The 21787-nt window shown below is 48.9% G+C and carries 16 protein-coding genes; 6 read left to right on the top strand and 10 right to left on the bottom strand.

Features of this window, described 5'->3' with window-relative positions:
* Nucleotides 1–66: 66 nt before the first annotated feature.
* Nucleotides 67–993, bottom strand: a complete 927-nt coding sequence (locus WBG78_RS27635) for a CPBP family intramembrane glutamic endopeptidase (protein ID WP_337329762.1) — start codon at nucleotides 991–993, stop codon at nucleotides 67–69.
* A 319-nt stretch (nucleotides 994–1312) separates the two neighbouring features.
* Between WBG78_RS27635 and WBG78_RS27630 the strand changes: the two genes are divergently transcribed.
* Nucleotides 1313–2578: a hypothetical protein gene (locus tag WBG78_RS27630; RefSeq protein WP_337329761.1), complete on the top strand. Its 1266-nt coding sequence runs from the start codon at nucleotides 1313–1315 to the stop codon at nucleotides 2576–2578.
* A gap of 35 nt (nucleotides 2579–2613) precedes the next feature.
* Here the strand turns inward: WBG78_RS27630 and WBG78_RS27625 are convergent, their stop codons facing one another.
* From WBG78_RS27625 to WBG78_RS27600, 6 genes are read right to left on the bottom strand one after another with little or no spacing between them, the layout of a single operon-like run.
* A complete protein-coding gene (locus WBG78_RS27625; RefSeq protein ID WP_337329760.1) occupies nucleotides 2614–3471 on the bottom strand; it encodes an STM4011 family radical SAM protein in 858 nt (285 codons plus the stop codon).
* Nucleotides 3468–4793, bottom strand: a complete 1326-nt coding sequence (locus WBG78_RS27620) for an STM4012 family radical SAM protein (RefSeq protein WP_337329759.1) — start codon at nucleotides 4791–4793, stop codon at nucleotides 3468–3470. The genes WBG78_RS27625 and WBG78_RS27620 overlap by 4 nt, the downstream gene beginning before the upstream one ends.
* Nucleotides 4786–5583: an STM4013/SEN3800 family hydrolase gene (locus WBG78_RS27615; RefSeq protein ID WP_337329758.1), complete on the bottom strand. Its 798-nt coding sequence runs from the start codon at nucleotides 5581–5583 to the stop codon at nucleotides 4786–4788. The genes WBG78_RS27620 and WBG78_RS27615 overlap by 8 nt, the downstream gene beginning before the upstream one ends.
* A 21-nt stretch (nucleotides 5584–5604) precedes the next feature.
* Nucleotides 5605–6282: an HAD family hydrolase gene (locus WBG78_RS27610; protein ID WP_337329757.1), complete on the bottom strand. Its 678-nt coding sequence runs from the start codon at nucleotides 6280–6282 to the stop codon at nucleotides 5605–5607.
* Nucleotides 6263–7402 carry an STM4014 family protein gene (locus tag WBG78_RS27605; protein WP_337329756.1) on the bottom strand — a complete coding sequence of 380 codons (1140 nt, stop codon included), beginning with the start codon at nucleotides 7400–7402 and terminating at the stop codon, nucleotides 6263–6265. The genes WBG78_RS27610 and WBG78_RS27605 overlap by 20 nt, the downstream gene beginning before the upstream one ends.
* A 1-nt stretch (nucleotide 7403) precedes the next feature.
* On the bottom strand, nucleotides 7404–8324 hold the full coding sequence (locus tag WBG78_RS27600; RefSeq protein ID WP_337329755.1) for an STM4015 family protein: 921 nt from the start codon (nucleotides 8322–8324) through the stop codon (nucleotides 7404–7406).
* Nucleotides 8325–8516: 192 nt separating this feature from the next.
* Here WBG78_RS27600 and WBG78_RS27595 point away from each other — a divergent pair, with 192 nt between their 5' ends.
* From WBG78_RS27595 to WBG78_RS27575, 5 genes are read left to right on the top strand one after another with little or no spacing between them, the layout of a single operon-like run.
* Nucleotides 8517–9167, top strand: coding sequence for a hypothetical protein (locus WBG78_RS27595; protein ID WP_337329754.1), 651 nt, complete (start codon nucleotides 8517–8519; stop codon nucleotides 9165–9167).
* Entirely contained in the window at nucleotides 9164–10291 is a 1128-nt protein-coding gene (locus WBG78_RS27590) for an AAA family ATPase (RefSeq protein WP_337329753.1), read from the top strand. The genes WBG78_RS27595 and WBG78_RS27590 overlap by 4 nt, the downstream gene beginning before the upstream one ends.
* Nucleotides 10264–11010, top strand: coding sequence for a hypothetical protein (locus WBG78_RS27585; RefSeq protein ID WP_337329752.1), 747 nt, complete (start codon nucleotides 10264–10266; stop codon nucleotides 11008–11010). The genes WBG78_RS27590 and WBG78_RS27585 overlap by 28 nt, the downstream gene beginning before the upstream one ends.
* Nucleotides 11007–13532 carry a hypothetical protein gene (locus tag WBG78_RS27580; protein WP_337329751.1) on the top strand — a complete coding sequence of 842 codons (2526 nt, stop codon included), beginning with the start codon at nucleotides 11007–11009 and terminating at the stop codon, nucleotides 13530–13532. The genes WBG78_RS27585 and WBG78_RS27580 overlap by 4 nt, the downstream gene beginning before the upstream one ends.
* Entirely contained in the window at nucleotides 13513–15258 is a 1746-nt protein-coding gene (locus WBG78_RS27575; protein WP_337329750.1) for a hypothetical protein, read from the top strand. Before WBG78_RS27580 ends, WBG78_RS27575 begins: the two co-directional genes overlap by 20 nt.
* A 131-nt stretch (nucleotides 15259–15389) precedes the next feature.
* Here WBG78_RS27575 and WBG78_RS27570 read toward each other — a convergent pair whose 3' ends face one another.
* The 3 genes from WBG78_RS27570 to WBG78_RS27560 form a co-directional block, all read right to left on the bottom strand.
* Nucleotides 15390–17225, bottom strand: a complete 1836-nt coding sequence (locus WBG78_RS27570; RefSeq protein WP_337329749.1) for a hypothetical protein — start codon at nucleotides 17223–17225, stop codon at nucleotides 15390–15392.
* A 57-nt stretch (nucleotides 17226–17282) separates the two neighbouring features.
* Nucleotides 17283–19955, bottom strand: coding sequence for a CehA/McbA family metallohydrolase (locus tag WBG78_RS27565; protein ID WP_337329748.1), 2673 nt, complete (start codon nucleotides 19953–19955; stop codon nucleotides 17283–17285).
* Nucleotides 19956–20084: 129 nt separating this feature from the next.
* Nucleotides 20085–21740, bottom strand: coding sequence for a hypothetical protein (locus WBG78_RS27560; RefSeq protein WP_337329747.1), 1656 nt, complete (start codon nucleotides 21738–21740; stop codon nucleotides 20085–20087).
* Nucleotides 21741–21787 lie beyond the last annotated feature (47 nt).

The raw sequence follows: 21787 nt of genomic DNA, 5'->3' as shown, positions 1-21787 counted from the left end.
GAGGTATAAAAGACCTGCAACACATGCGTTGGTCTGCTGCTAAATCCACTAACGTTACAGAAAGATTCAGTTGCCAATGATTTTCAGGCGAATCCGATAAATGAGGAAGACAGTTGCTGCGAAAGTCGTTGCCGCTAATATCACCCAGATAGTGGGTAACGAATTCGATTGGTCCACGCCAAATTGATCAGAATAAGGCATCGTGTGATAGGACAACATAAGAACGAACGCATTGTTAACGAAATGCATGATGATCGGGTATAGAAGATTTCCCGACCAATGGTATGCATATCCAAATAATGCACCAAACAATACTCTGGGTACTAGCCCATAAATGTGAAAGTGAGCAAGACTAAATATCATTGCGGCACCCCAGATGGCAAGATGATGGTTGTTTGACTTACCCATTAACTGATTCTGGATGATTCCACGAAAGACAAGCTCCTCACCGATGGCTGGAAGGAATACAGTAACAATGGCGGCACCAAAGATGTATGGTATGCTTGTCTGACTAGTTAAGATCGATACAACGTGGACGCTACGCGCCTGCGCTGTTAACGCCCAACGTTCAAAATCACTCAGCACCACGGGAAGCTCCCAGGCAGCGTTCCATATGATGATCGGCGAAACTGCAACGATCAGCAGAATCGTGGCTATGGAAACCAATAGTAGCAGCGTGGGATGCCACGACGCTTGCGGAAATAAGCCTGAAAGCGGCTTCCTCTCAATGACTAGAATCTGGATAATTGGAATCAGGATCAAGCCAACAAGTGTTGTTGCACCCTGTTTCAGCATTAATGCAAAAGCAAGAGCGGAGCTGGACTGATGGTCATTGATGTCGCTCATCAAATCGCCATCATAGACGATTGAGCCTAATCCCATGCCTGCCAATGGACCAATCAGTAAGAATCCCAACAGGACATTTGTTAAGGTTGAGGACGAAAGTACCAACGTTATTGGAAAGGTTGACCTTAACATTAAATTGGATTTCATAAGCTCACAAGTAAACCCGACGATACAAAAGGTAAACGACAAACATGCCTGTAATGCCGGCTGTCAAAGCAATTGAGCTTCGCCGAACACTTGCCTTTTCACTATAGAGAATGGCAAGATATTCAAGAAGAATGCAGACTACAGCAAACATGCAAAAGACATACTATTCTAAGCGGTAACGATCCTAAGCAGGTAACATAAGCAATAGCGAGGTCCAGGCAGGCATATTCACAATGTAAGAAATCAAATCAAATCGTCATGGATCTTTGTCAAACTTAGGTTACCTTCATAAATACATATAGCTTAAACGTTGTTCACAATGAAATTTCAAATCTTCGGAAGCCTAGCGCTTACTCTTGTACTCCTGTGTTGTTTTTCCTGCAATAATGATGATCCGGCGCCAGCAGGTCCTACCGACTTTTTCACCGTGCAGGTCGATCAAACCTTTCCTACTGCAGAGGATGACAATTGGGTGCTGGCGAGCTCCAATTCCGGTGAATGGATTACATGGCAGGAATTTGAAAGTGGAGAAACGGTAACTCTGAAAGGTACTGTTCCGAACGATGGATTGTTTACGATCCACTTTCTTTCAATTCCGAAATCATCGACCGGGCAGAAACAGATAAAAGCTCATACTTATACGTCTGTTACTCCCGGATCACGATGGCTGGTGAAAGGAGGCTCTTCAGTGCCAGGAACGTATCCAAAGCTGACCGTAAATGTCACCAATTATACACCTTCAGCAAGCCGAACGTTTCCGAACCAGCCTCTGACAGTTTCTTCTTCGACAGGCACAGGTGGCTTGTCCGGCAGCTTTACAGGATCAAATTACAGTTACAATGTGGATATCGGTAAAAGCCCTTCCGACGTATTGGTAACGCTTTACAAAAGTGACGGCCCATATTACGTCCGCTACGATAATCTTGCCGTTCCTACGACGGTCAACATCGATGCTGCAACGCAGGGTAAGATCGCGGACAAAACTTTCACGATGAATCTCCCGGAGAACGTTTATCACTTCGTTTATTTGCAAGCGTTCAATAAGGACAACCTTCCCTTTGAAATGAGCGGTATTTACAGTGAAAAGGGAGGATCACAGGAGAAGCTCGGTTATGACAACGGATATTCCTCTTACAGAACCCAGGTCCAAAGTTCAATGCCTGGCAAGTCGCGATACTTTTCAGCCGTCGGCAAATCTATTGTCGAGCAACCTTCATTCCCCGACTTCGATATTATTGCCCGCCTTAAGACATTGAACGACTTCAGAGCTGTTTCAAGCCTTTCTTTTGACTACGTCGTCACAAGGTTTGCTCAGACCACTGCTGAACTGGCTTACTTGCACCTGGTCGTTCAGCCGAAGACGCAAAACTCGACCATCGATTTCCAGTTTCAACAGTTCCCTCAGGAGCTGACGAACAAGTATCCGTTTCTTCCGTCGCCTAATCAGGTCAATGCACTGGCCGTCACAGGCGTCCAGCGCGAAGAACTTACCTATGAAAAAGTGTTGGAAGAGTTTGCCGCGTCGGCATTATTTGGACCAGGTCCACTGGATAATGTGTACATGTTCACTCAGCAGGTTAATTAGACGATACGCTTGAAGCTCGCCGAACAACGGGCTCACTATGCGGGGGCGGTCACGGGAATCCGTTCCAATGCTCCTCCGCCAAATACTTCATTCATGCTCAGGCCGGGCATGTGAATATAACCAATATGACAGCCACAGGTTGCATTTGTACATGCCCGTTCGAAGAGATTGCTTTCGAATCCCTCCTCATAGATGTTACCTATCCTTGTTCTGATGAAATGACACCGGTACATGTCGCCGTTGCCATCAACACTGAAAACAGACCGCCCCGTATCACACCTCCTGCCCTCGCTGGGATAATATTTTGTATTGTACTCGAAGAGGTGATCAATTTTTTTAAACGCCTCTACGTCGGCGCTGCTGTAGTAGTCCTGCTCGCGCTTATAAGCATTTACCCAAAGGTAAACATCAGAATGTATCGCGGCACGAAGTTGGCGCACCTCGTCGATATACTCTTTGAAGCCTACAACTCCTACACAATACCTTACTCCCAACCTGTCGAGTTCATTGCACTTCGAAGTAAATGATTTCATTGAAACCTCCGTTGGATGATACGTCGTCCATAGCGTTATCGTCTTCTTGTTTGCTTTGCCCAGCCACGCGGTTCCACACGACAGATTGGTTTGAATGGATACTCTCCGGACGTTTGGCAAATGACTGAGCACGACGAGCGCATCCTGATAATATTTTCGAATCAATGCCTCGCCCCATGGCGTGAAGAGTATGTTAATTTCGTGCTGAGGGTGCGAGGCGATCCATGACACAAATCGGTTCAGCTTAAGGCGATCGTCGGCAAGTTCGGCGCGCGAATTCTTTGTCTTGCTGAACGGACAATAATTGCATCCGTAGTTGCAGCTTGACAATGGTCCGCGATATAGTATAGAATAGGTCATCGAAGTTCGTAGACATTCATAAGACCGTATACATCTTCTGAGTACAGCCACGGGCCGATACTGTCCGAAAGTTCCATGCCGGCCATCGTTAACTTTACCTCATCATCACCCGTAACGTATGCCATACCCGCATCCAACAGCTGCGGCAACTGAGGAAAGTCCGTCATCACATCTGTGGTGAACATGTTCCGGTATCGTGCCTCATTCAAGCCATCGCCATGCAGCAAAGATTTAATCATGTACCGCCTCTTTTGTTCTTCGTTATTGAGGCAGATGCCGTAGTGGGCAAACGAAAACGCTTCGTCGGTCTCGTGAGTATAATGATTAATAATATCCATTACACCCTTTCTGCCGACCGCATATTCGCTTGAATAGTGAATCCTTCTTGTGTACGAACGAGCACCCGATCCAAGTCCAACCATTCCATCCTCCTGGCAACAATAACCGATGCTGTTCTTCTGATGTAATCCCTGTCGCTTTCTGAACATTCTCATTGAAACCTGTTCATAGCCGTTGCTCAATAGCAAGTCACGCCCTTCGCGATAAAGCTGAAGACGATGGTTGTCCCAGCTCATGCCCATTTTCTCCAGGCCCGTGAGCGGGCGCACGTAAAGCGGATACAGATAAATTTCTCCGGGATCGAAGCTCAGCGTTTTGTTCAGCGTATGCTTCCATGTCGCGGACGTCTGGCCTGCCCCGCCATAAATGAGGTCGATATTCAGCGTAGGGAACCCCTGCTCCTTTATCGAATCAAGCGCGTGAAACACTTCTGTATTTCGTTGTGATCGTCCAAGCAGCTTACTCTCCTCCTCCAGGAAGCTCTGAATGCCAATGCTGACACGATCTACACCCCGGTCGAACAGGTATTTCAATTTAGCTTTCGTTACGGTCTTCGGCGAGACTTCAAAGGACATGGGGACATCCGATGGCCGCGCGCCCATCGTATCTTCGATAATTGAAAAGAGCCTCTCAAGTTCATTCTCTTCCAGGAAACTCGGTGTTCCTCCTCCGACGGCCAGCTGGCTGAACTTTGCATCGCCGAGAACAGATCTGACTACCCGCGCCTGGCGCTCCAACGCATGAAGATACTGGCCTACCTTTCCTTCGTGCGGATTGGCCATGGTAAAGAGATTGCAGAATCCACAACGCATCTCGCAGAATGGAATATGCAGGTATAGAAACAACGACTCGTGATTCTCATCACTCCATACATTTTCAAGAGGCAATGGATCGATAAACGGACGATACGAAGTTTTATGCGGATAGGAATACGCATAGCCCTGATATGGGTTCGCTAAAAACTTTTCTCCGATACTATTCATCCCGTTTCTTTAATATGGTCTCTGCATAGGGAACGGTGAGTACGACCGGATGTGAAAAGCGATGACCAGTGTATCCCTCTTCTCCGTATGCCGTTCCGTGGTCTGCGCACAAGATACAAAACGTATCGCCATGCAAAGCCAATGCATCCGTCAGAATGGGTAAACAGCTGTCAACGTATTCCAGCGCAGACCGGTGTGTTGCCAGTGAATCGCTTGCTTCTCCGGCCTTATAAAAATAGTTTGGCTGATGAATCGCCGATACATTAATGAACATAAAAAACTTCTCGTCGTTTTTTACTTCACGTATCCATTGCGCCGCATAGCTGAATTGATTGCGGGCGGATTCCGGATCAGTAACTCCAAATGTTTCGTTCCAGGAGCTTTCTTCAAACAATGAGGGCATTGCGTTACCAAGTGCGGTTCGTTTGTTAAAGAATCCGACGCCACCGATACAAACGGTACGATACTTTAATGTTCTCAAGGCAGAAACAATGTCTGTCTCTTTAAAAACAAATGTATTTTTCGTTGTCGTTTCGCTGCCTTCGAAGTCGGCGGCAAACAAACGGGGATGTCTTCCGGGTGCTGCGGGTGTTGGAAGAAATCCGGCAAAGAATGCCTGATGCGCTGCCCATGTAAATGTACCGGGCGTATGGCGTTCCTCCCATCCTTCGGCAACGAGCTTAGTAAGATTGGGTGTTGTACCCTCGGCGAAGGCACTGGCGGCAACGTCGTGTCGCAGCGTATCCAATGTTAAGAACAATATGGAATGTGTTCCCACTATTTCGTTCATGTTTATCATAAGAACGCCGCGTTAAGGAAAAAGATCATGGATAGATTCGACGATAACGTCGGGCTTAATGGGCACTTCTGACAATGCCTGGTGTCCGCGGATCCAGCAGGTCTTCATTCCTACACTAGCTGCTCCGGACATGTCTTCCTGCGGATGATCGCCAATGAAAAGAATCCGATCAGGAATGATCCCGTGCTCGTGAAAAGGCAATAGCAACATTTCCGGATCGGGCTTGCCCATACCCCGCTCTCCTTCAATATAGATCTTGTCGTCATCAAAGGCGCCCTGCAATCCAGCTCTGTCAAGCTTCAGGCGCTGGCTACGCCCGGATCCATTGGAAATAATCCCCGTAGTATAGCCCTTCCGTAGTGAAAGCACGAAGTCGATCACGCTATCATCACGTCTGATGTTTTCTGAGATGGCTTTCGCAAAATCAGAAATGATCTGACTCGTCGCGAACTCTTTCCTTAAGTATCGTCGCCGTATCCATGTTGCAAACTCATGACGATCAGTAAATCCGCTTCGATCATAATCCATGATCTGGTCAACATGGTCCGGGAGTTCAGCGCCGTCGAGATGAGGTGCATGCTTCAAAAGCCAGCCCGGTAAGATGGTCCGTAACGAGATGTCTCTTGCGACCAGCGTATTGTCAATATCGAAAAAAACTGCAGCTACGGACTCAAAAATCTGATGTCTCATTCAATCGCTCCTTTAATGCACATGTATACAGATCATCGCCGGTATTCGTAGATACACCTGGCAACAGGTCGCCAAAAGCATTCAGTTCAAGCACCCGTGGTTGATGGGACCCTGCGGTTACCAGAACGTCGACGCCAGCATAGAACGCGCCTGCTGTTACTGCAGCACGCTCGGCACAAGCCGCAAGCCCGGCGAACCGTTCACCCATCAACTGTTGTAATTCGAGGCTCTCTCCTCTCTCGTTGCCTAAATGGAGATTGGTGATCGCTCCATTACTCAATCTCGGAAGGACAACCCTGGCCCTACCGTTAATTACCACCACGCGAACGTCGAAGAACTTGCTGTTCAAAGTTTCCTTGGGGATCCACTCTTCAATAATTGCTCCTTCAGAGAGAATAAAATTCACGATGCGTCGAATTTGCCCCCGATCGTTGTAACGCCTGGGCTGGAGCGTGTTATAAAGACGATATTCGCTGCCGTTCTCAACCAGCTCGACCGATGTGAACACTTCCTCCTTGTCGCCCTGCATCCGGTACGCGATTACGCCGGAAGCGGACGAGCCATGAGCCGGTTTCACAAACACCCTCTTAAACTGCTGGTTTCGCAACGCCTGCCTGAGTTCGTCATATCCTTTAGCGGAAATGGTTCGTTCCGGCACCGGTACGCCATTGCTCTTCAACAGGTCGTGACACCGAACTTTATCAAACATCAGTCCGATGGATTCTGGGGAATTGAACACGCGGCAACCACTTTGAGTCACGTCAATGCCCAGGCGCTGCAGCAGGTGATCATACCCCAGGTACCATTGTCTTAGAAATCTTATTCTCCCATGGTCGGACCCGAGTCGCAAAGCGTCTTCAAACGAAATGCGCTCAGCCCGCCCGTTACAGTTGATGGCGGCGCCCAGGGCAATAAGCCGTTTCTCAATCCCGAAGTCTTCACCAGGCGATTCTATACGCAGCAACGCAGAGGGCGTCAGGTAGTCAGCGACGCTCACGTTTCCGTCCAGAATGTCCTGATAACTGAGCACCTGTGCATCGGGTAGTCGTAACCGTCGCATGGCATCGCAGAACATTTTCGCCCTGCGATTCCCCGGGTTACATACCAGAACGATATGCATATTACTCCGCTACCTGAACATAGCGATACCCATCGTCGGATTCCTGCCTGTCGTCAACATTAACAGTAATTCCGAGCTGAGAGAACTGCTTGCTTACTTCTTCAGACATGAAGTGATGATGGAGATCGAGCATTTTCAATTTTTTGATGGCCGGATTGTTGATAAGTGCCTTCGCTCCTTCATCCGTAAGAGTGCCCATCGAAAGATCGAGGCTTTCAATTTTATTTAGGACGCCGGCGTTTTGCAGAGCAACTGCAAGGTCATCGGCGATTTCACTATCGCGCAAACCGAGATAGCGCAGCCTGGGAAACTTGTCTCCAGTGAGTATCGCACGAAAATCCTCCGCCTTTGATTCAAATCCATAGTTGTCGGAACCGAGCCAAAGTTCAAGGTGCTCCAGGTTCGGCAAGCTTGCCTGGCTTACCTGTTCAATAACGTTGGACGGAAGGCCACCGGATTCTACGATAAGAAACTTCAACTTGTTATGCTGAAGTACTTTACCAAGGCTTAAGCCATTTCCTCCCCGCACCCTGAAGTACTCCAGCCCGGGATAAGCGTGTAACACCGGACCGACGTCGCTTTGATTAATCCAGGAAATCTCATTCTCTTCGTAAGTGATATCGCCGATGAACAGCACACTCAGCTGCGGAAGCTTTGAAGCGCATTCAACCAAGGCATCAACAACGTCCTGAGAATCTCCTCCTTCAAAGTCAAAGGCCCCGATAATCAATTCTTCGACATTAACGGCATTGCTATCCGCACAGAACTGCCTCAGCAGATCGGGTACGTTCACACCTTCGTTGGCAGAATCGTAGGTAACCCGAAGGCGGTAAATGACAGAATCAACGTTTTGCACACCAGTTTTTGCATTGTAGTCTCTGACAGACTTTCCATTGAGGGATGTTAAGTTCTTTGAGATCATTTTTAACAGTTAAAGACTAAATATAACAACCTGTACGATGTATTTTCAACGGGCGATACAACTAATTACAGGCAGAGTTCATCATCTTCTGATGTCTGCGTTTCAGTTTTTTGCAAAATCGCTTATAAAACTACATGATGCGGCTATACGGTTGTTCAACAGGCCGTCAGGTAAGATCTTGCACACAGAACCATGAATTCCGACCCAACTACACCCTTCGTGAGTTTTATCCGGCGGCTGAGGCAGAACGAGGAAGTCCTTATTTTCGGGAACACGTTCTCAGTCAGTGTCGAAGATGAAAATGCAGTGGCAGCATTCCTCGAAGAAGAGTTTAAGAGGGAAGCATTGGATTTTCCCGAGGGAGGTCCTTCTTTTGATCGCCGTGCTGCCGTCTGGGCCGCAACGGACGCATACCGATGCGCGCAGTTGATATTATATCGTGACCATGCGCCCGAGGATCTCGGAACAGTTTTGCAGGCGTACACCGGCAACATGAATGCATCGGCTATTGTATCGGCAGATCTCTGCCTTCGCTTTTTGCCTTCAATGATTCAACAGTTGAAGTTGATAGACCAGGAAGATCCGCTCATCGAACTGATTGAAGAACGCCTTTACCAATGGCACTTTTCCGCCGTGTCCTATCCACTCGACAATCAGAAGCTTGATTTTAATACCGTTGGCTCCGATCGATGCCTGCTTGCGTTATACGTTAACCGTATTACCTCCTATCGGAATCTTACACTTTCAACTCATCCTGTCTTCGCCGGATCTATTCGCGCCTCCATGGGTATGTATGGGACCACATTATGGAAAGAATTTACAGATAGCTTAAATAAGTCATGAAAAGTATTGAAAAGCTGAACAGTGTTCTGGACTATGTTAAGAACTCCTTCGTTGGCAAAAATGATATCGTAGACCTGCTCGGCATCAGCCTTATTGCAAAGGAAAACGCTTTCCTGCTGGGACCTCCTGGCACTGCAAAGAGCGCAATCATCAGACAACTCTCAGACTGCATTGAGAGTGGCCGTAATTTTGAATATCTCCTCACCAGGTTCACGGAGCCGAGCGAGATTTTTGGCCCGTTCGACATACGGAAACTGAAAGAAGGTGAGCTTGTAACGAACACAGAAGGCATGATGCCTGAGGCTTCCATCGTGTTTCTCGATGAAATTTTCAATGCGAACAGCGCCATATTGAATAGTCTTCTGATGGCATTGAATGAACGCATCTTCAGACGGGGCAAGGAAACGCGAAAGCTCCCGGTATTGATGTTCGTTTCGGCGAGCAACGTACTGCCGGAAGACGAGGCACTGAATGCACTGCTCGATAGGTTTCTGATCCGCATTCAGTGCGACTATGTTGATACCGACCTCCTGGGTGAAGTGCTTGTGTCCGGATGGAACATGGAGCGCAACCACACTGAAAGGCCAACCATCACGCCAGCCGAAATCATAGACCTGCAACAGCAGAGCAGAAAGGTGGACTTAGCTCCTGTGCGCAAACAACTCATCGATGTTATCCACAACCTGCGTACTACTGGTATAAAGGTTTCCGACCGGCGTGCGGTAAAAATCCAGAACCTGATAGCCGCCAGCGCTCTGATCAGCAACCGCACAACGGCTGCCCTGTCCGACCTCTGGGTGCTTAAGTACATATGGGACACCGAGGAGCAAATCGAAATTCTGGCTGGCATCATAGACTCAATCATTGAGCGCGACGAAGAACCCAACGCCCACCCACAGGCGCGTTATAACAAAGTGCCCAATGCCGAAGAACTCATGAAAGAAGTCCAGATGCTGGGCGCGCGATGGGAATCATCCAACCTCTCCTTCGAGGAGCGGAACATCGTAAAGGACAAACTTCGTTATGTTCAAACGCGCTGCAACTGGGTAGCGAAGAACGAGCACAAGGACCACATTCAAAACGAGATTGATCAGTTATGGAAAAAGATGCTGACGGCAGTCTGAGCTACTACGTCAGCCTTCGCTCTGATCGACGGGACGATATTGCACGCATCCGCCACTGGAGCAACCTGAAAATCGCTTTCGACGCTGACGCTATCTGGATTAAGGGACTCGATTATGCACAGGTTCAATCCGTCGAAGTGCGTTCCATGCCGTATAAGACTGCCTGGTATGAGAAAGGAAATCGCCTTTTTCTTATTGGGCATAACCTGCCTGAGCGCAATGTCCCATCGGTGTTATGGACAAACATTGATAGGGCGTTGCCGGCAAAAATCCCGTCCCTGAATCACAATTACTTTGGCATTGGTGAACGCATCAAAGTAAATATCATCGCCTCCAGTAACGAACGCGATACCAGCGCCGTCGTTACAACGTGTGGAATATTGGAACAATATCTGAGTACTGCCCCTGACATCCGGCTGAGCAGGATCCGATGGGCGCTGCTGTCGGACGAGCAGGTCCTTTTACTGGGATCCCCATCGTTACCCGTGCCCGGCGAAACTTACTGGTCAAGAAAAGACCAGCTGCTACCGACAGGATTCGACTTCGAACTGTTCGCGCTGTCTGACCTCGTTCAACAAAAGATAAACCCCGGACGTGATCATTGGATACTCTGGAGCACTACCAATACTTACTCGCTTGTTCCCAAGGCAGATGTTGTGCCACTCAGCAGAAGCTCGTTCAGGACGAGTGTTGTGAAAAACTCTAATCAACAGGCGTGAGAGAATACTTTCAATCATACCGCGGATATTTCTGGCAATGGGAAGACGGAGGCAACGTAGTGGCTATCCCTCAAGCAGCGACTATAGCCTATACCGACTACGTGGGCTCTGTTATTGAAAAGCTTTCTCGCCAGGGTCTTCCGCCATTTGGATCTTTGCTTCTCGCGAACATCGCCATGAATCATGATGGCAGTGCGTCGCTCGATGTAGTCTACCAGATTCTTTGCAATGCCTTAAAAACCAGTGATGACGTTGATCTGTCTCGTGCCATCCGTTTTCTGAAATTGCTCGCTTCGTTGCCTCAGCCATTCAAAGAGAGCGACAGACGAATACTCGTACTCCAAACTATTTTCGAAAGAAGTCACAACAATCTGTCCGTCAAGAATTCTCAATCGGTACTTGAACATTACCGTAAAGGACTTGTTGGAGATCCTCAGACGGAGTTCCATCGCAGCGTATTTACCGATGACTTTCGTACCCTCAGCTTGCTTGAGTCCAGGTTCCCGGACGTCGAGTCGATTATCAATAGGATCAGCGCTATTCCGGATCCAAAACAAATCGTAATCGACTTTGAGGAACGAACAGGCAACGACGAAACAGCGAAGGTTGATCTGATCGATGAATTGATCAGTAACCATAAGACCCACGAGGTAGGTTCGCTGATACGATGGCTATGGGGCGGCCTAAATGTACCCGTTCACAGCAGTCTTCCGAGTCAGCAACCGCTGGGTGGCATTTCAGATCTCACCAACAAGGGTGACTTCGATAAACTGTTGATCTCGGAATTTGCGCACGACGATCTGTCCTTTCTCTCGCGCCTGGCAAACAATGAGGCGCTGTACATACATCGCGAAATACCTCCGGCACACAACAATCTGAAGCGGCTGGTGCTCATTGACGCGACGCTGAAGAACTGGGGTACGCCGAGGCTGATGGCGTTCAGCGTTATGCTCGCCATCGCCAGACATCCTAAAACAGACATTCCCTGCTCGGCTTTCGTCCTCGGCGGTGAGAAGTACTATCCGATAGCAAAAGACAACGTCGATCAGATCATTGACGCATTGGCAATCCTCGACGGAAATCTTCATCCTGGCAAGAGCCTCGAAGCGTTCCTTAATGATGCCGGAAACCTTAAGAACAATGAGATCTTCCTGGTAACGGAAAAATCAACCATGAAGCATCCGGGTTTGATGAAGGTGATCAATGATCACCCTGGAAAAATTCACTACGTGATGTTGACAGATGCATTGGGAACGATCGACGTTTATAAAAGAGAACGTAGTATCCGGCACATACAGCACATCCAGATACCACTCGAAAAGCTGTGGGCGAAAAAGAAGCAGCACTCAGCGAAGAAGGAGGTGCAGATCGTTACGAAATTCAACGTCGACTATCCAATTCTACTGCGCAATGAACGAAAGGTAAAGTCCATCCTCCCGGCTCCTGATGGAGAAGTCTTTCAGATCACGACGGAGCGATCAGTGCTTCGTCACTTTCATCCTGCCAGTTATACTAAACGCGGATGGGACCTGGTATGCAGGGACCTTCCCTATAAAACCGATGTCCATGAGATTGGCATTAATGATTCAGGACAATATATTCTGCTTCTGTTCAACGCACAGAATCGCGACCTGACATTGATAAATCTCCAGCATGGAGAAAAACAAAGCATTGTGTTCGACCAATGGCGGCACACGGAGCCATCGTTCATTTTCGACTCGGGAAAGTTCTATCACTGTAACCAACGGGGCCTGTGGAGCATATCCACCACCGGCGAGGTTGAGGAGGCCGATATCTTCGACCGGAAAAAGTTTGCTCAACGAAAGAAAGTCCTCGACGAAGCAGCTCTGAAATACACTTCGAATTACGGCGTCTTTAAGAACGTCAGCCGCGTGTATATCAATACACTTGGGGAATTGGTATTTAATGTTCACGCGCTGGGTACTACCAGGGACGGTGCTCATCTCAAACTTATTCAAGCGACAGATCAGAATTCGGCGTGCATGGCAGTTGCGGGTGAGAATAATATCTTCACTTTTAAAGATGGAAGCAGCGTAGAGATAAATCGTACCGGGCTGGTGATCCTCAGGAGCAGTGATCGTATGATTCCAGCTATTTACCTACCCACTACGTTGGACTCCGCTCTAGGAATAGCAACAACTGATGAATTCGCCGGCAATGATTACTATTTCAAAGAACCGACCTATCAGGTTATACTTGAAAGTGCAGGCAGCAATTCTCCGGAAGCGCTGATACGCTTACTTGAACGTCGCGGACGCCCCTTCTCCCATGTTCTCGATGTGGCAACACACTGCCCTGTCGCCCTCATTTCCTTCTGCACGCATCACGAAGCGATAGCGGTTCAGGAGCTGGCTTCGAACCTGGGAGCTAAAGTAGACGTTGTACCTACGGGAGGTCAGGCCGCTCACGAAATGAAGAAGATCCCCGTCTTAAAATTCTTTCACAAGCACGTTGGACGGTTCATTAATACCATTGTGAACTATGGAAATAAGAATATCTGAGGCCGATAACAATATATATCCCCTGAACGGGCTGCTCATCAGGGGCGCTTCGCTGGCGGATTGCATTATGGAGCTCCAGCATATGGAGCTCGCAATTGCTGACGTTGAAATCCGTCCCATACCCGGAGCGTTGGCAAACAGCATCTGGGGTTATCTGATAGTCACGCAGCATATCATTCCTCCGGACAGCCGGGGCAAGCATCAGCTCTGTCAGTATGTTTGCCGCAACCTGATGATTCCCGAACGATCGCGATTATCACCGTTGCTGCTTCCGGCCGAGATGGATAAACTATTTGCCTCGGCTATGCATGTTGCCCATCCCGACTTCGGTTGGGTCGAGCTTTCTGAGCCGCTGAAGCTGTTGGAGCTAATTGAAGAACCTGTTAAGGATGCGTGCACCAGTATCAGGCCGGCATCATCTTCATTTGTTCCCATGACTATAAGAAGCTTTCGGATACATCCTATGTCGCCGGAAGAAGTTCTTGAAAACCTGAACAACAATCCTGTGGGGGAACAGAAAAGGTTCGAAGACGCACCACTCAACTTACTTGAACAGATGCGCCTGAAGTTTTATCAGCTCCTGTTTCAAAAGACGGACAGTGATAAGAGCAACGACAAGGGATCTTCGAGCCAGGGATCTGCAACCGAGGGATCTGCAAGCGATGAAGCTAACCCGTCAATTTTCCGCAGGCTGTTCAAATCACTCACCAACGGCACGCGTCTTCAACAGGACTTCAACGATCTTGAAGAGCGGAATAAAAAGAGCGTTGACAAGTTGATGGACCTCCTGAGAAAGAATCCTCTTGAAGGACTGCAATATGCTATTCCTCTCGGCGAAAGCGGCGTTACACGTGGCAATGCTAATGCCGGATTCGACTTGTCAAAGCGATGGTTTGACTTCTCCTGGCAGGCAAAAGGTGCATCCAATGCAGGATCAGGATCAGCTCAGCTGGGTGATCACTTTAGTGAATTGCAGCAACAGTATCGGCTAACAGCTGATGAATTGATTAAGAACAAGGACCATCAGAAAGCAGCGTTCGTGTACCTGAAGCTGCTGAAGGACTACCGTTCCGCCGCGCAAACACTCGAGGCGGGCAAGCATTACCAGGACGCTGCGACGATTTACCTGAAGCATCTTGGCGATAAGATGAAAGCAGCTGAATGTTACGAAAACGGTAACTGCACGCTCGAAGCAATCGATCTTTATATCGAACTTAATCAACATGAAAAGGCTGGCGATCTCTATTGCCTGATTTCGAACCGTCGCGAGGCGTTGGTACAGTATGAAAAAGTGGTAAGCTCGTACAAGGCGGCTGGTCAGTACGTCAAAGCATCATTGATCTGCAAGTATAAAATCAACAACGCGGAAGCAGGCCAGGCGATGCTGCTCGAGGGATGGAGGCAAAACAAGGATGCCGTGAATTGCCTCAACAACTACTTCTCGAATATTGAAGATTCGAAACAGTTCAACACGGAGTTGAACGCCGTATATCGGCAGGATGTGACGGCAGCCAACGCAGACTCGTTCCTCGAGGCCATCAGGCACGAATACCTGAAGAGAACAGAACTTCGGGAGCCGATCATGGAAATGGCCTATGAGGTGGTTTCGAAGAACATCCCGACAAATCCCAATATTGTGTCCGAACTGAAGAATTTCAACGTCAGCAACAAGGAACTATTCAAGGATACGCTGCGCTTCAAACTTCAGACCAGGTCCAGAAAGTAAATACAACTGATCCGCTATCCGGTGCAAGACCGCCAGTATGCAACATCCTTCCATGAACTGCCTTTGTCGGCGTATATGATGGCCGTTGATTGAAATCTTCATGCCTCAACGTGTGCGTTTCCGCGTCCAGGTCATTCCGAAAACTTGACTTCCACCCGGTGAGTTGAAGCGGGCTTAAGAAGGATACGCACATATTCAAATCCCTTTATGCTCACGATATCCAATGGAACAGAATGTCCATCCCGCAGAACCGAAGTTGCCTTTAAATCATTGTAAGCAGAGGGTATCAGGCACGAAAGTTCTCTGCCAAAGGCCAGAGGAGAATGCACGGTGAAAGTTAGTTCAGGTTCGGCCCAGTGTATGTCGTCAAAAGTTGTCGCATCTTTGGTCTGCAAGAACTCAAGCCACTTCAATTCAGTCCATACGGGAACTCCCTTCGACTTTGCATAGTCAATCATTTTCATCAACGGGATCTCAGAGAAGAAGTATTCGTTGTTGTGCGCTCTCACGCTGATGCATGAATACACTTCGTTATTCAGGCTTCGGTCCATCAAACCGCGGAAGGCACCGAAGTATCCGTCCTGGTCCTTGTGCTCCATGTATTGCTGATCGTAGACGTTGTTCAATTGCTGATAGATATCGAGGACCTTTCCATCTCCGTTAGCAAACTTCATCGTTAAGCCGGTACCGGTGTAGTTGCCCTGCTCCACTCCCATTTTGCCAAGGAAGTGGCCCTGATCTGAACCGTTGTCGTAGTGAGCGTAGTTGCAGTCGAGTTGAACACCATGTTGTGATTCGAGCTTCGCCTGGGCAGCAAAGTTCGGAGTGCCATGGGCATCGTTACCAACCCACACGAACCAGTGGTTGGTAATGGTTTTCATCGTGGGTATTCCGTACATCTTTTGAAGCCTTGATTTCAGAACAGTGTATACGCTGTCCATAGTCTTCCAGTCAGGCTTAACAGCCTGGCGTGTATCGTCAGGGTGGCCGGAGATTTCAAATCCGTCCTTCATCCAGGAAGAAATGCGGGAGGGAGAAATAAACTGAGGTTCCTTAACATAAAGTGTCATCGATCCGCCATGTTGGGCCACATCGTTGAACTGTTTCAGAAACTCTTCTTCCTTTGAATCTTCACCATCATTGTTTAAGGTCACCACACACTTTAATGAATCCGGGAAGTACCAGATGCGCGGCAGGGGTTTCCCGCTCATCTGTTCCAGGCCATGGCTAAGAAGTCTCATCTGTTCATCAGCGGGGTTCAACAGGTTCTGAGTAGTGTCGACAAAGCCATGCGTGAACAGATCCATGGCGCGAATTCCCAATATGCCATCTCTCTCAAGTCCCGCGCTTTTCGGGTTGCCCTGTCTCATGTATACGATGCTTTCGGGAAGGTTATACGCAAATGCCAGCGTGCGACCTTTTCCAAGGTGATTCGATACAACGGCAGGCCTGGAACCTGTGCCATCTTTGTCCAGGAACGTGGCGATCGACGAGCCTCCATCGACATCGTAGCTGTCAAACTCACCATGAAAAATGAGTTTCTCATGAATAAGTCCTCTGCCCAGACCGTTGTCATCATTGATCTTTACATAATGAAAGTGCGTTGTGTCCTGAGAATCCTTTATGCCAAACAGCGCATATAGCTTCTTATCCGGCCGGAAGGCGATAAGGCTACCGCCGCCTTCAACGTAGTTCGTAAGCAGCTTCACCTGGTGGTCGGTAACGTCTGTCATGGTCATGACGACGATATCGAAAGTGTTTAGCGTATCGCTGGTCAGCGCGGGACTACCAATGGAGTCCTTTGAGTAATGGTTAAAACCTTCCGTCTTCAGAATTTCGCCGGCAAATGATCCGAAGTGTTTTGATGAAGTCAACAGGAGGATGGTCTTTGTCTCCTTCTGCTTTGAACAACAAAACATACCCAACGAGATAAAGACGATGACGCAAAGGATCGGTAAAGAACGCATTCGTATGAGTTGAAGTGTGTGATGAGATATATTGACGGATATGTTTGTTCTTTGAAATTACTTCGCCCCTGCCTCCTTCGATATCTTATCATAGATGTTTCGCGCTTTGATATAGCGGTCCCGAACCGTCTGCTGGTCCTTTGTAAAGTACCTCGCCCACGGTCCTCCGGGCTCTGTGTTCTTCAGGATGTTGTCAATCCACGATACGAAATAACGTGCATCCTCTGCACTGGCGCGAACCGGTTTGTTGCTGACGCTTACATAAACCGGAGCAGTATGCGTTACATGTCCCGTCTCGTCCATGCGGCGTGCGCACAACCAACCGCTTTTATCGAAACCAACCGATGCCTTCATCTGCGCCGGAACTCCAGGCTGAACGATTGCCTCACGACGCGATACCACCACGCCGTTCCTTACAATCTCGATAACACCGGGTGTCTGCTCCGTCGACGACCACGCAACATCGAGCTCAACATATCCGCTTTTCCTGAGCGCAATCACATCACCCGGCCCGAACTGGCTGTTAACTTGAAGGTCCAGAAACTCTGCATTACCGCGTCTGGAGACGACAGTCCGTCCGGCCCTGATTCCATCAACCCACGCCCTATACGTCAGAGGCTGTTCTTTAACCTTCACATAAGTGAGCAACGTTCCCAAAGGTTCATTCTCATTGCATGGATAATCTGTTCCGGCAGCAAGCCCGAGGCGAAAGCCGCAGTTCAGCAACCTGTAGTAGGCATGCATCGCCGCTTCACTGTTAAACCATCCTGCACCCGGCGAACCGACTCCAAACACATCTTCAGACACGAAGTCAATGGTGCCCAGCGCGGCCTCAACGGGGTAATCCACCGGAATACAGCAATTCAGTTCATTCTGCACCTGATCGTTGAGGTACTGAAAATGGCAGAACCCTGTGACCGCTCCCTGTTTACGTGCCCACTCCAGTATCTTATATGGCGACTCTTCCCAGATCTGGTGCGCCTCCTTCAATCCCAGCAACACAAGGTGTCCGCCGAGTGCCTGGTGCTCGAATTTGGAATATGTGGCATCAAAGTGCCATTCAGTGTCCCATTGAATTAATCGAATGCCTTTCGACTGTGGCGCCAGCTTCCCGTTCACTTTCTTCAGGTCTTCAGGCGCATTCAGGACTTCACCATTGCCCATGTCCGCCAAAAGAGAGATTACATCGAGATCATTTTCCTCCATCATTGAAGGCAACTCGCTTTCAGGAAGTACACGCTCGTCGCCGCAGTTTCGATGGACATGAATATCACCCGAATACCAGTCGGCAGGCTTTGCATTTACACCTACGGCTGTACGCCCAACGCTTGCCATACCTGTAATTGTGAAGATTGCAGCGGGCGGCACTGTTATACGAAACGATTTGCCATTCACTCTAACGGTGTTGACCTTCGACACGCGACGCGTCTCGTCGGTGATGTACATGTCAACCTGATCAGGAGCAGCAAGGTTCGAAAGCATCACATCAGCGCTTAGCATTCTCCTGGTGGTGTTCACTCCCACCAGTGTTATTCGCCGCGTGGCTGAATCATAGTACGCAACCGTACGGATAGAGTCGCCGAGGTCAGTCGTAAATATTCGCCGTGATCCCGTTGGAACGAAACGCGAAACCTGCTGTATTGCATAGAAGTTGGGTCGCGGTATATACGACTTTGGTTCAGGCTTATACGCGAGCATCCCCCAGTAGCTGAACGGCGATGGCGCATGATGCTCATAGTAGCTGTCGTATCCCTCCCACGCCAGCGCAGCCTGTGCTCCGTGCTGAAGCAGGTCCAGCAGATGGTTCACTGCTTTGCCGGCAAATGCATAGTTATACTCTCCCAGGATACCTTCGTCGCAGCCCTGGCACCATGCATTCCATTCGGTAACCCACCACGACGAATTAGGGTAGGCAGAGCGTTGTACAAAGTCAGTGAAACCTTTATGATAGCCGCCGTAGCTGTGGACACCCAGATGCGCCACATGCGACATGATGACAGGGTCCTTCATCATGGCTGGCAAGTAATCTTTAATAGCTATCTCCGTATTCGCGTTATCGGGTGCAACGATCTTAATACCATTCATGATCTTAAGTGCCTCCATGCGGTCAATAAGCTTGCGCAGGATACGGGCGTGCTGTTCACCGTTGAGATGGGGTCCCTCCTTACAACAATGATGTTCTGTTTCATTGGTTGGACCGATGAGTCCGAAGCGAAGGTTCTTCGTCTTCAGCGCGTAGTAAAAGAATGAAACGATCATCTCTACGTACTCATCTTCATACTGCGGTGCGATCACCTTCACCCCCATCCACTCAGGCGCAAATCCCATAAAGTTGAACATGAGATTTTCCCTGATACCCCGATCGTTCAGATACTTTACCATACCCCAAACTTTTTGAAACTTCGGAGTTTCATAAAGCGCGTTGTAATACTTCCAGTTAAATGTGAACGGATCGCTGTTGTCGTTTACATCTTCCCATTTCTCCACGGTCTCCACGAGTACGCGCCATATCTTCGCGTGCATGGAATCGAGCAGGAGGTCGAGCGCCGGCTCAAGCTCCTTTCCGTTCCAGCTCCTTGTGTTGGCATTGATTCCAATACCGTCGAATGTCTGAAACTTCCTTGCTCCGTCGATCTTGATGTAAGTCACGGGTGGCTGGACCGGCGCCGGCGTTTGACTTTGACCAGGCGCTATTGCCGGCAGGGCGACCAACGCAAACAGTACGAACACACTATTTATTGATCCCGCCTTTCGCTGGACAGGTTTGTTGACGCCGCCTACGGCTGGGCAGGCTTGTTGATCCCGCCTACGACTGGACAGGTTTGTTGATTTGGAATGCATAAAGCGGTCGTAAGAAATTCATTCTGTGGTAATGATCACTCTGCCGGCTGAGATTCTGTTTATCGTTACAGCGTAGTCGCCTCCTTCCAGTTTCCTCACATGATAACCTGGCTTGTTCGGATCGGTTGATGCTTTTAACTGCGTTCCAGCAACGGTTACCCTACCCGGCGGGTACGATGTCTTAACGTATTCGATACCCGTTTCATAAACTGCTGTATAAGCTATTTCACCCTTATTGTAATTGACTTCCTTTAAGATGCCTGCTGAGTACAGGATGTGGTCCTGCCGCGGTGGGGCCCACTCGGGAATAGCAGCAAATACATGATAGAACATGCGCGGTCCCTCGCCGTAGCAATCGGACCACCAGTTCGACACATCTTTACTCAGCGGACTCTCGTATGCCCTGCCCGTTGAATCGCTGCAGTACGTAACCCAGTTCAGTGAACGATAAGCTTTCTCCTTATAGGCCTTATCACCTGAAACTGCGTACCATCGCGCGCACTCCGCAGCGTATCGCGCCGTTTGATAATCCATCTTCACCAGAAAATCGTCCTGCTCACCCACAACGTTGGCTCCCCACATATGACCAGGCTCTCCACCAATACTGCGCTCCACAAAATGTTGCTCCGTCCACGAGAGAAGCTTAGGGACAGATGCTTTCCATTTTGGATCGAACTCCGGCATATCAAAGAGCATCAGTTTGTAATTGCTTGCACTAAGATTGCTTTTATACGTGTTGCTGTTCACAGGCGTATCGGAATGACCATCGGTCCAGTATCCGGTCCTGACGGGATAACTTAACAGGAACTCCCGTATCGTCTTCTTACCCTTCTCATATTCTTTTACCCGGCTCTCTCCTGCTCTTATCAATTCACCAAACAGCAGGTAAGCACCCGTCCAGTTTGCACCGTAAGCTGATGTTATCTCCCCGGTGCTCATCACCACACGGTAAGGCCATGGTGACTGAGTAGCGGATCCCTTCACCATCTTTGCCAGCAACGTGCTGGCGATTTTTATGGCAGCGTCCCTGTATTCCTTCTTTCCATTGTATTGATACAGCCTGTAAAAAGTCAAGCCCATTTCCGCGGCATGATCTACCTGGATCTCATGCAGAACAAATCGTTTCGCCGTCGTAAATCCCCGGAATAGTGTATCCCCTGCGTTGGCACAGGTATAGGGAAAGTCGGGCCAGGCGAAATCCGAAGGACTTATTCCATGCTTCAGAATATAGTCCGCCATGCCAGCGACGATCTTCAACGGACGTTCATCACCGGTATATGCATGGTACAATCGTGCCGACTCAAACCAGTTGGGAAGCTTTTCGCCAACGTCATTCATCCATTCGTCCGGTACGAGGTTATTGTCCTTCACGCGGAACGCGCAATAGAAGTAGTACATCGGATAGTCTGATCTCGGTGCAGGACCGGGACTTTGCGGTACTTTCGTGAGGATAAAATTCCAGCGCTGCCGGAGGAAGTAATCATACGCCATTGCTGCTGGTTTCGTCCAGGGTACGATCTTCTCATGCGCGTCAAGCACGACCGGATGGGTATTCACCTGGAAGCGGTTCTTCATAGAGTCCAAAGCGTCGTATACCGGTGGCGTTGGTTGGGCGTGGCTTCCGACCGATACTACAACAAGGAGCAGTAATGAGCTATAGAACCTACAAAGCATGGTTAAGATTAGTGGGTAAGCCTGAAGGTAACAGGCTGAACACGCAT

Source organism: Chryseolinea sp. T2, assembly GCF_037203685.1.
Taxonomy (GTDB): domain Bacteria; phylum Bacteroidota; class Bacteroidia; order Cytophagales; family Cyclobacteriaceae; genus Chryseolinea.
The sequence above is the reverse complement of the archived record's forward strand: the minus strand, read 5'-3'. Positions and strand labels throughout refer to the sequence as shown.

What these genes read in the sequence shown, in the direction of transcription:
- WBG78_RS27625 (WP_337329760.1), bottom strand. Translation starts at nt 3,471, where the DNA reads ATGACCTATTCTATACTATATCGCGGACCATTGTCAAGCTGCAACTAC.
- WBG78_RS27605 (WP_337329756.1), bottom strand. Translation starts at nt 7,402, where the DNA reads ATGCATATCGTTCTGGTATGTAACCCGGGGAATCGCAGGGCGAAAATG.
- WBG78_RS27620 (WP_337329759.1), bottom strand. Translation starts at nt 4,793, where the DNA reads ATGAATAGTATCGGAGAAAAGTTTTTAGCGAACCCATATCAGGGCTAT.
- WBG78_RS27560 (WP_337329747.1), bottom strand. Translation starts at nt 21,740, where the DNA reads ATGCTTTGTAGGTTCTATAGCTCATTACTGCTCCTTGTTGTAGTATCG.
- WBG78_RS27610 (WP_337329757.1), bottom strand. Translation starts at nt 6,282, where the DNA reads ATGAGACATCAGATTTTTGAGTCCGTAGCTGCAGTTTTTTTCGATATT.
- WBG78_RS27590 (WP_337329753.1), top strand. Translation starts at nt 9,164, where the DNA reads ATGAAAAGTATTGAAAAGCTGAACAGTGTTCTGGACTATGTTAAGAAC.
- WBG78_RS27600 (WP_337329755.1), bottom strand. Translation starts at nt 8,324, where the DNA reads ATGATCTCAAAGAACTTAACATCCCTCAATGGAAAGTCTGTCAGAGAC.
- WBG78_RS27615 (WP_337329758.1), bottom strand. Translation starts at nt 5,583, where the DNA reads ATGAACGAAATAGTGGGAACACATTCCATATTGTTCTTAACATTGGAT.
- WBG78_RS27575 (WP_337329750.1), top strand. Translation starts at nt 13,513, where the DNA reads ATGGAAATAAGAATATCTGAGGCCGATAACAATATATATCCCCTGAAC.
- WBG78_RS27570 (WP_337329749.1), bottom strand. Translation starts at nt 17,225, where the DNA reads ATGCGTTCTTTACCGATCCTTTGCGTCATCGTCTTTATCTCGTTGGGT.
- WBG78_RS27630 (WP_337329761.1), top strand. Translation starts at nt 1,313, where the DNA reads ATGAAATTTCAAATCTTCGGAAGCCTAGCGCTTACTCTTGTACTCCTG.
- WBG78_RS27635 (WP_337329762.1), bottom strand. Translation starts at nt 993, where the DNA reads ATGAAATCCAATTTAATGTTAAGGTCAACCTTTCCAATAACGTTGGTA.
- WBG78_RS27585 (WP_337329752.1), top strand. Translation starts at nt 10,264, where the DNA reads ATGGAAAAAGATGCTGACGGCAGTCTGAGCTACTACGTCAGCCTTCGC.
- WBG78_RS27595 (WP_337329754.1), top strand. Translation starts at nt 8,517, where the DNA reads ATGAATTCCGACCCAACTACACCCTTCGTGAGTTTTATCCGGCGGCTG.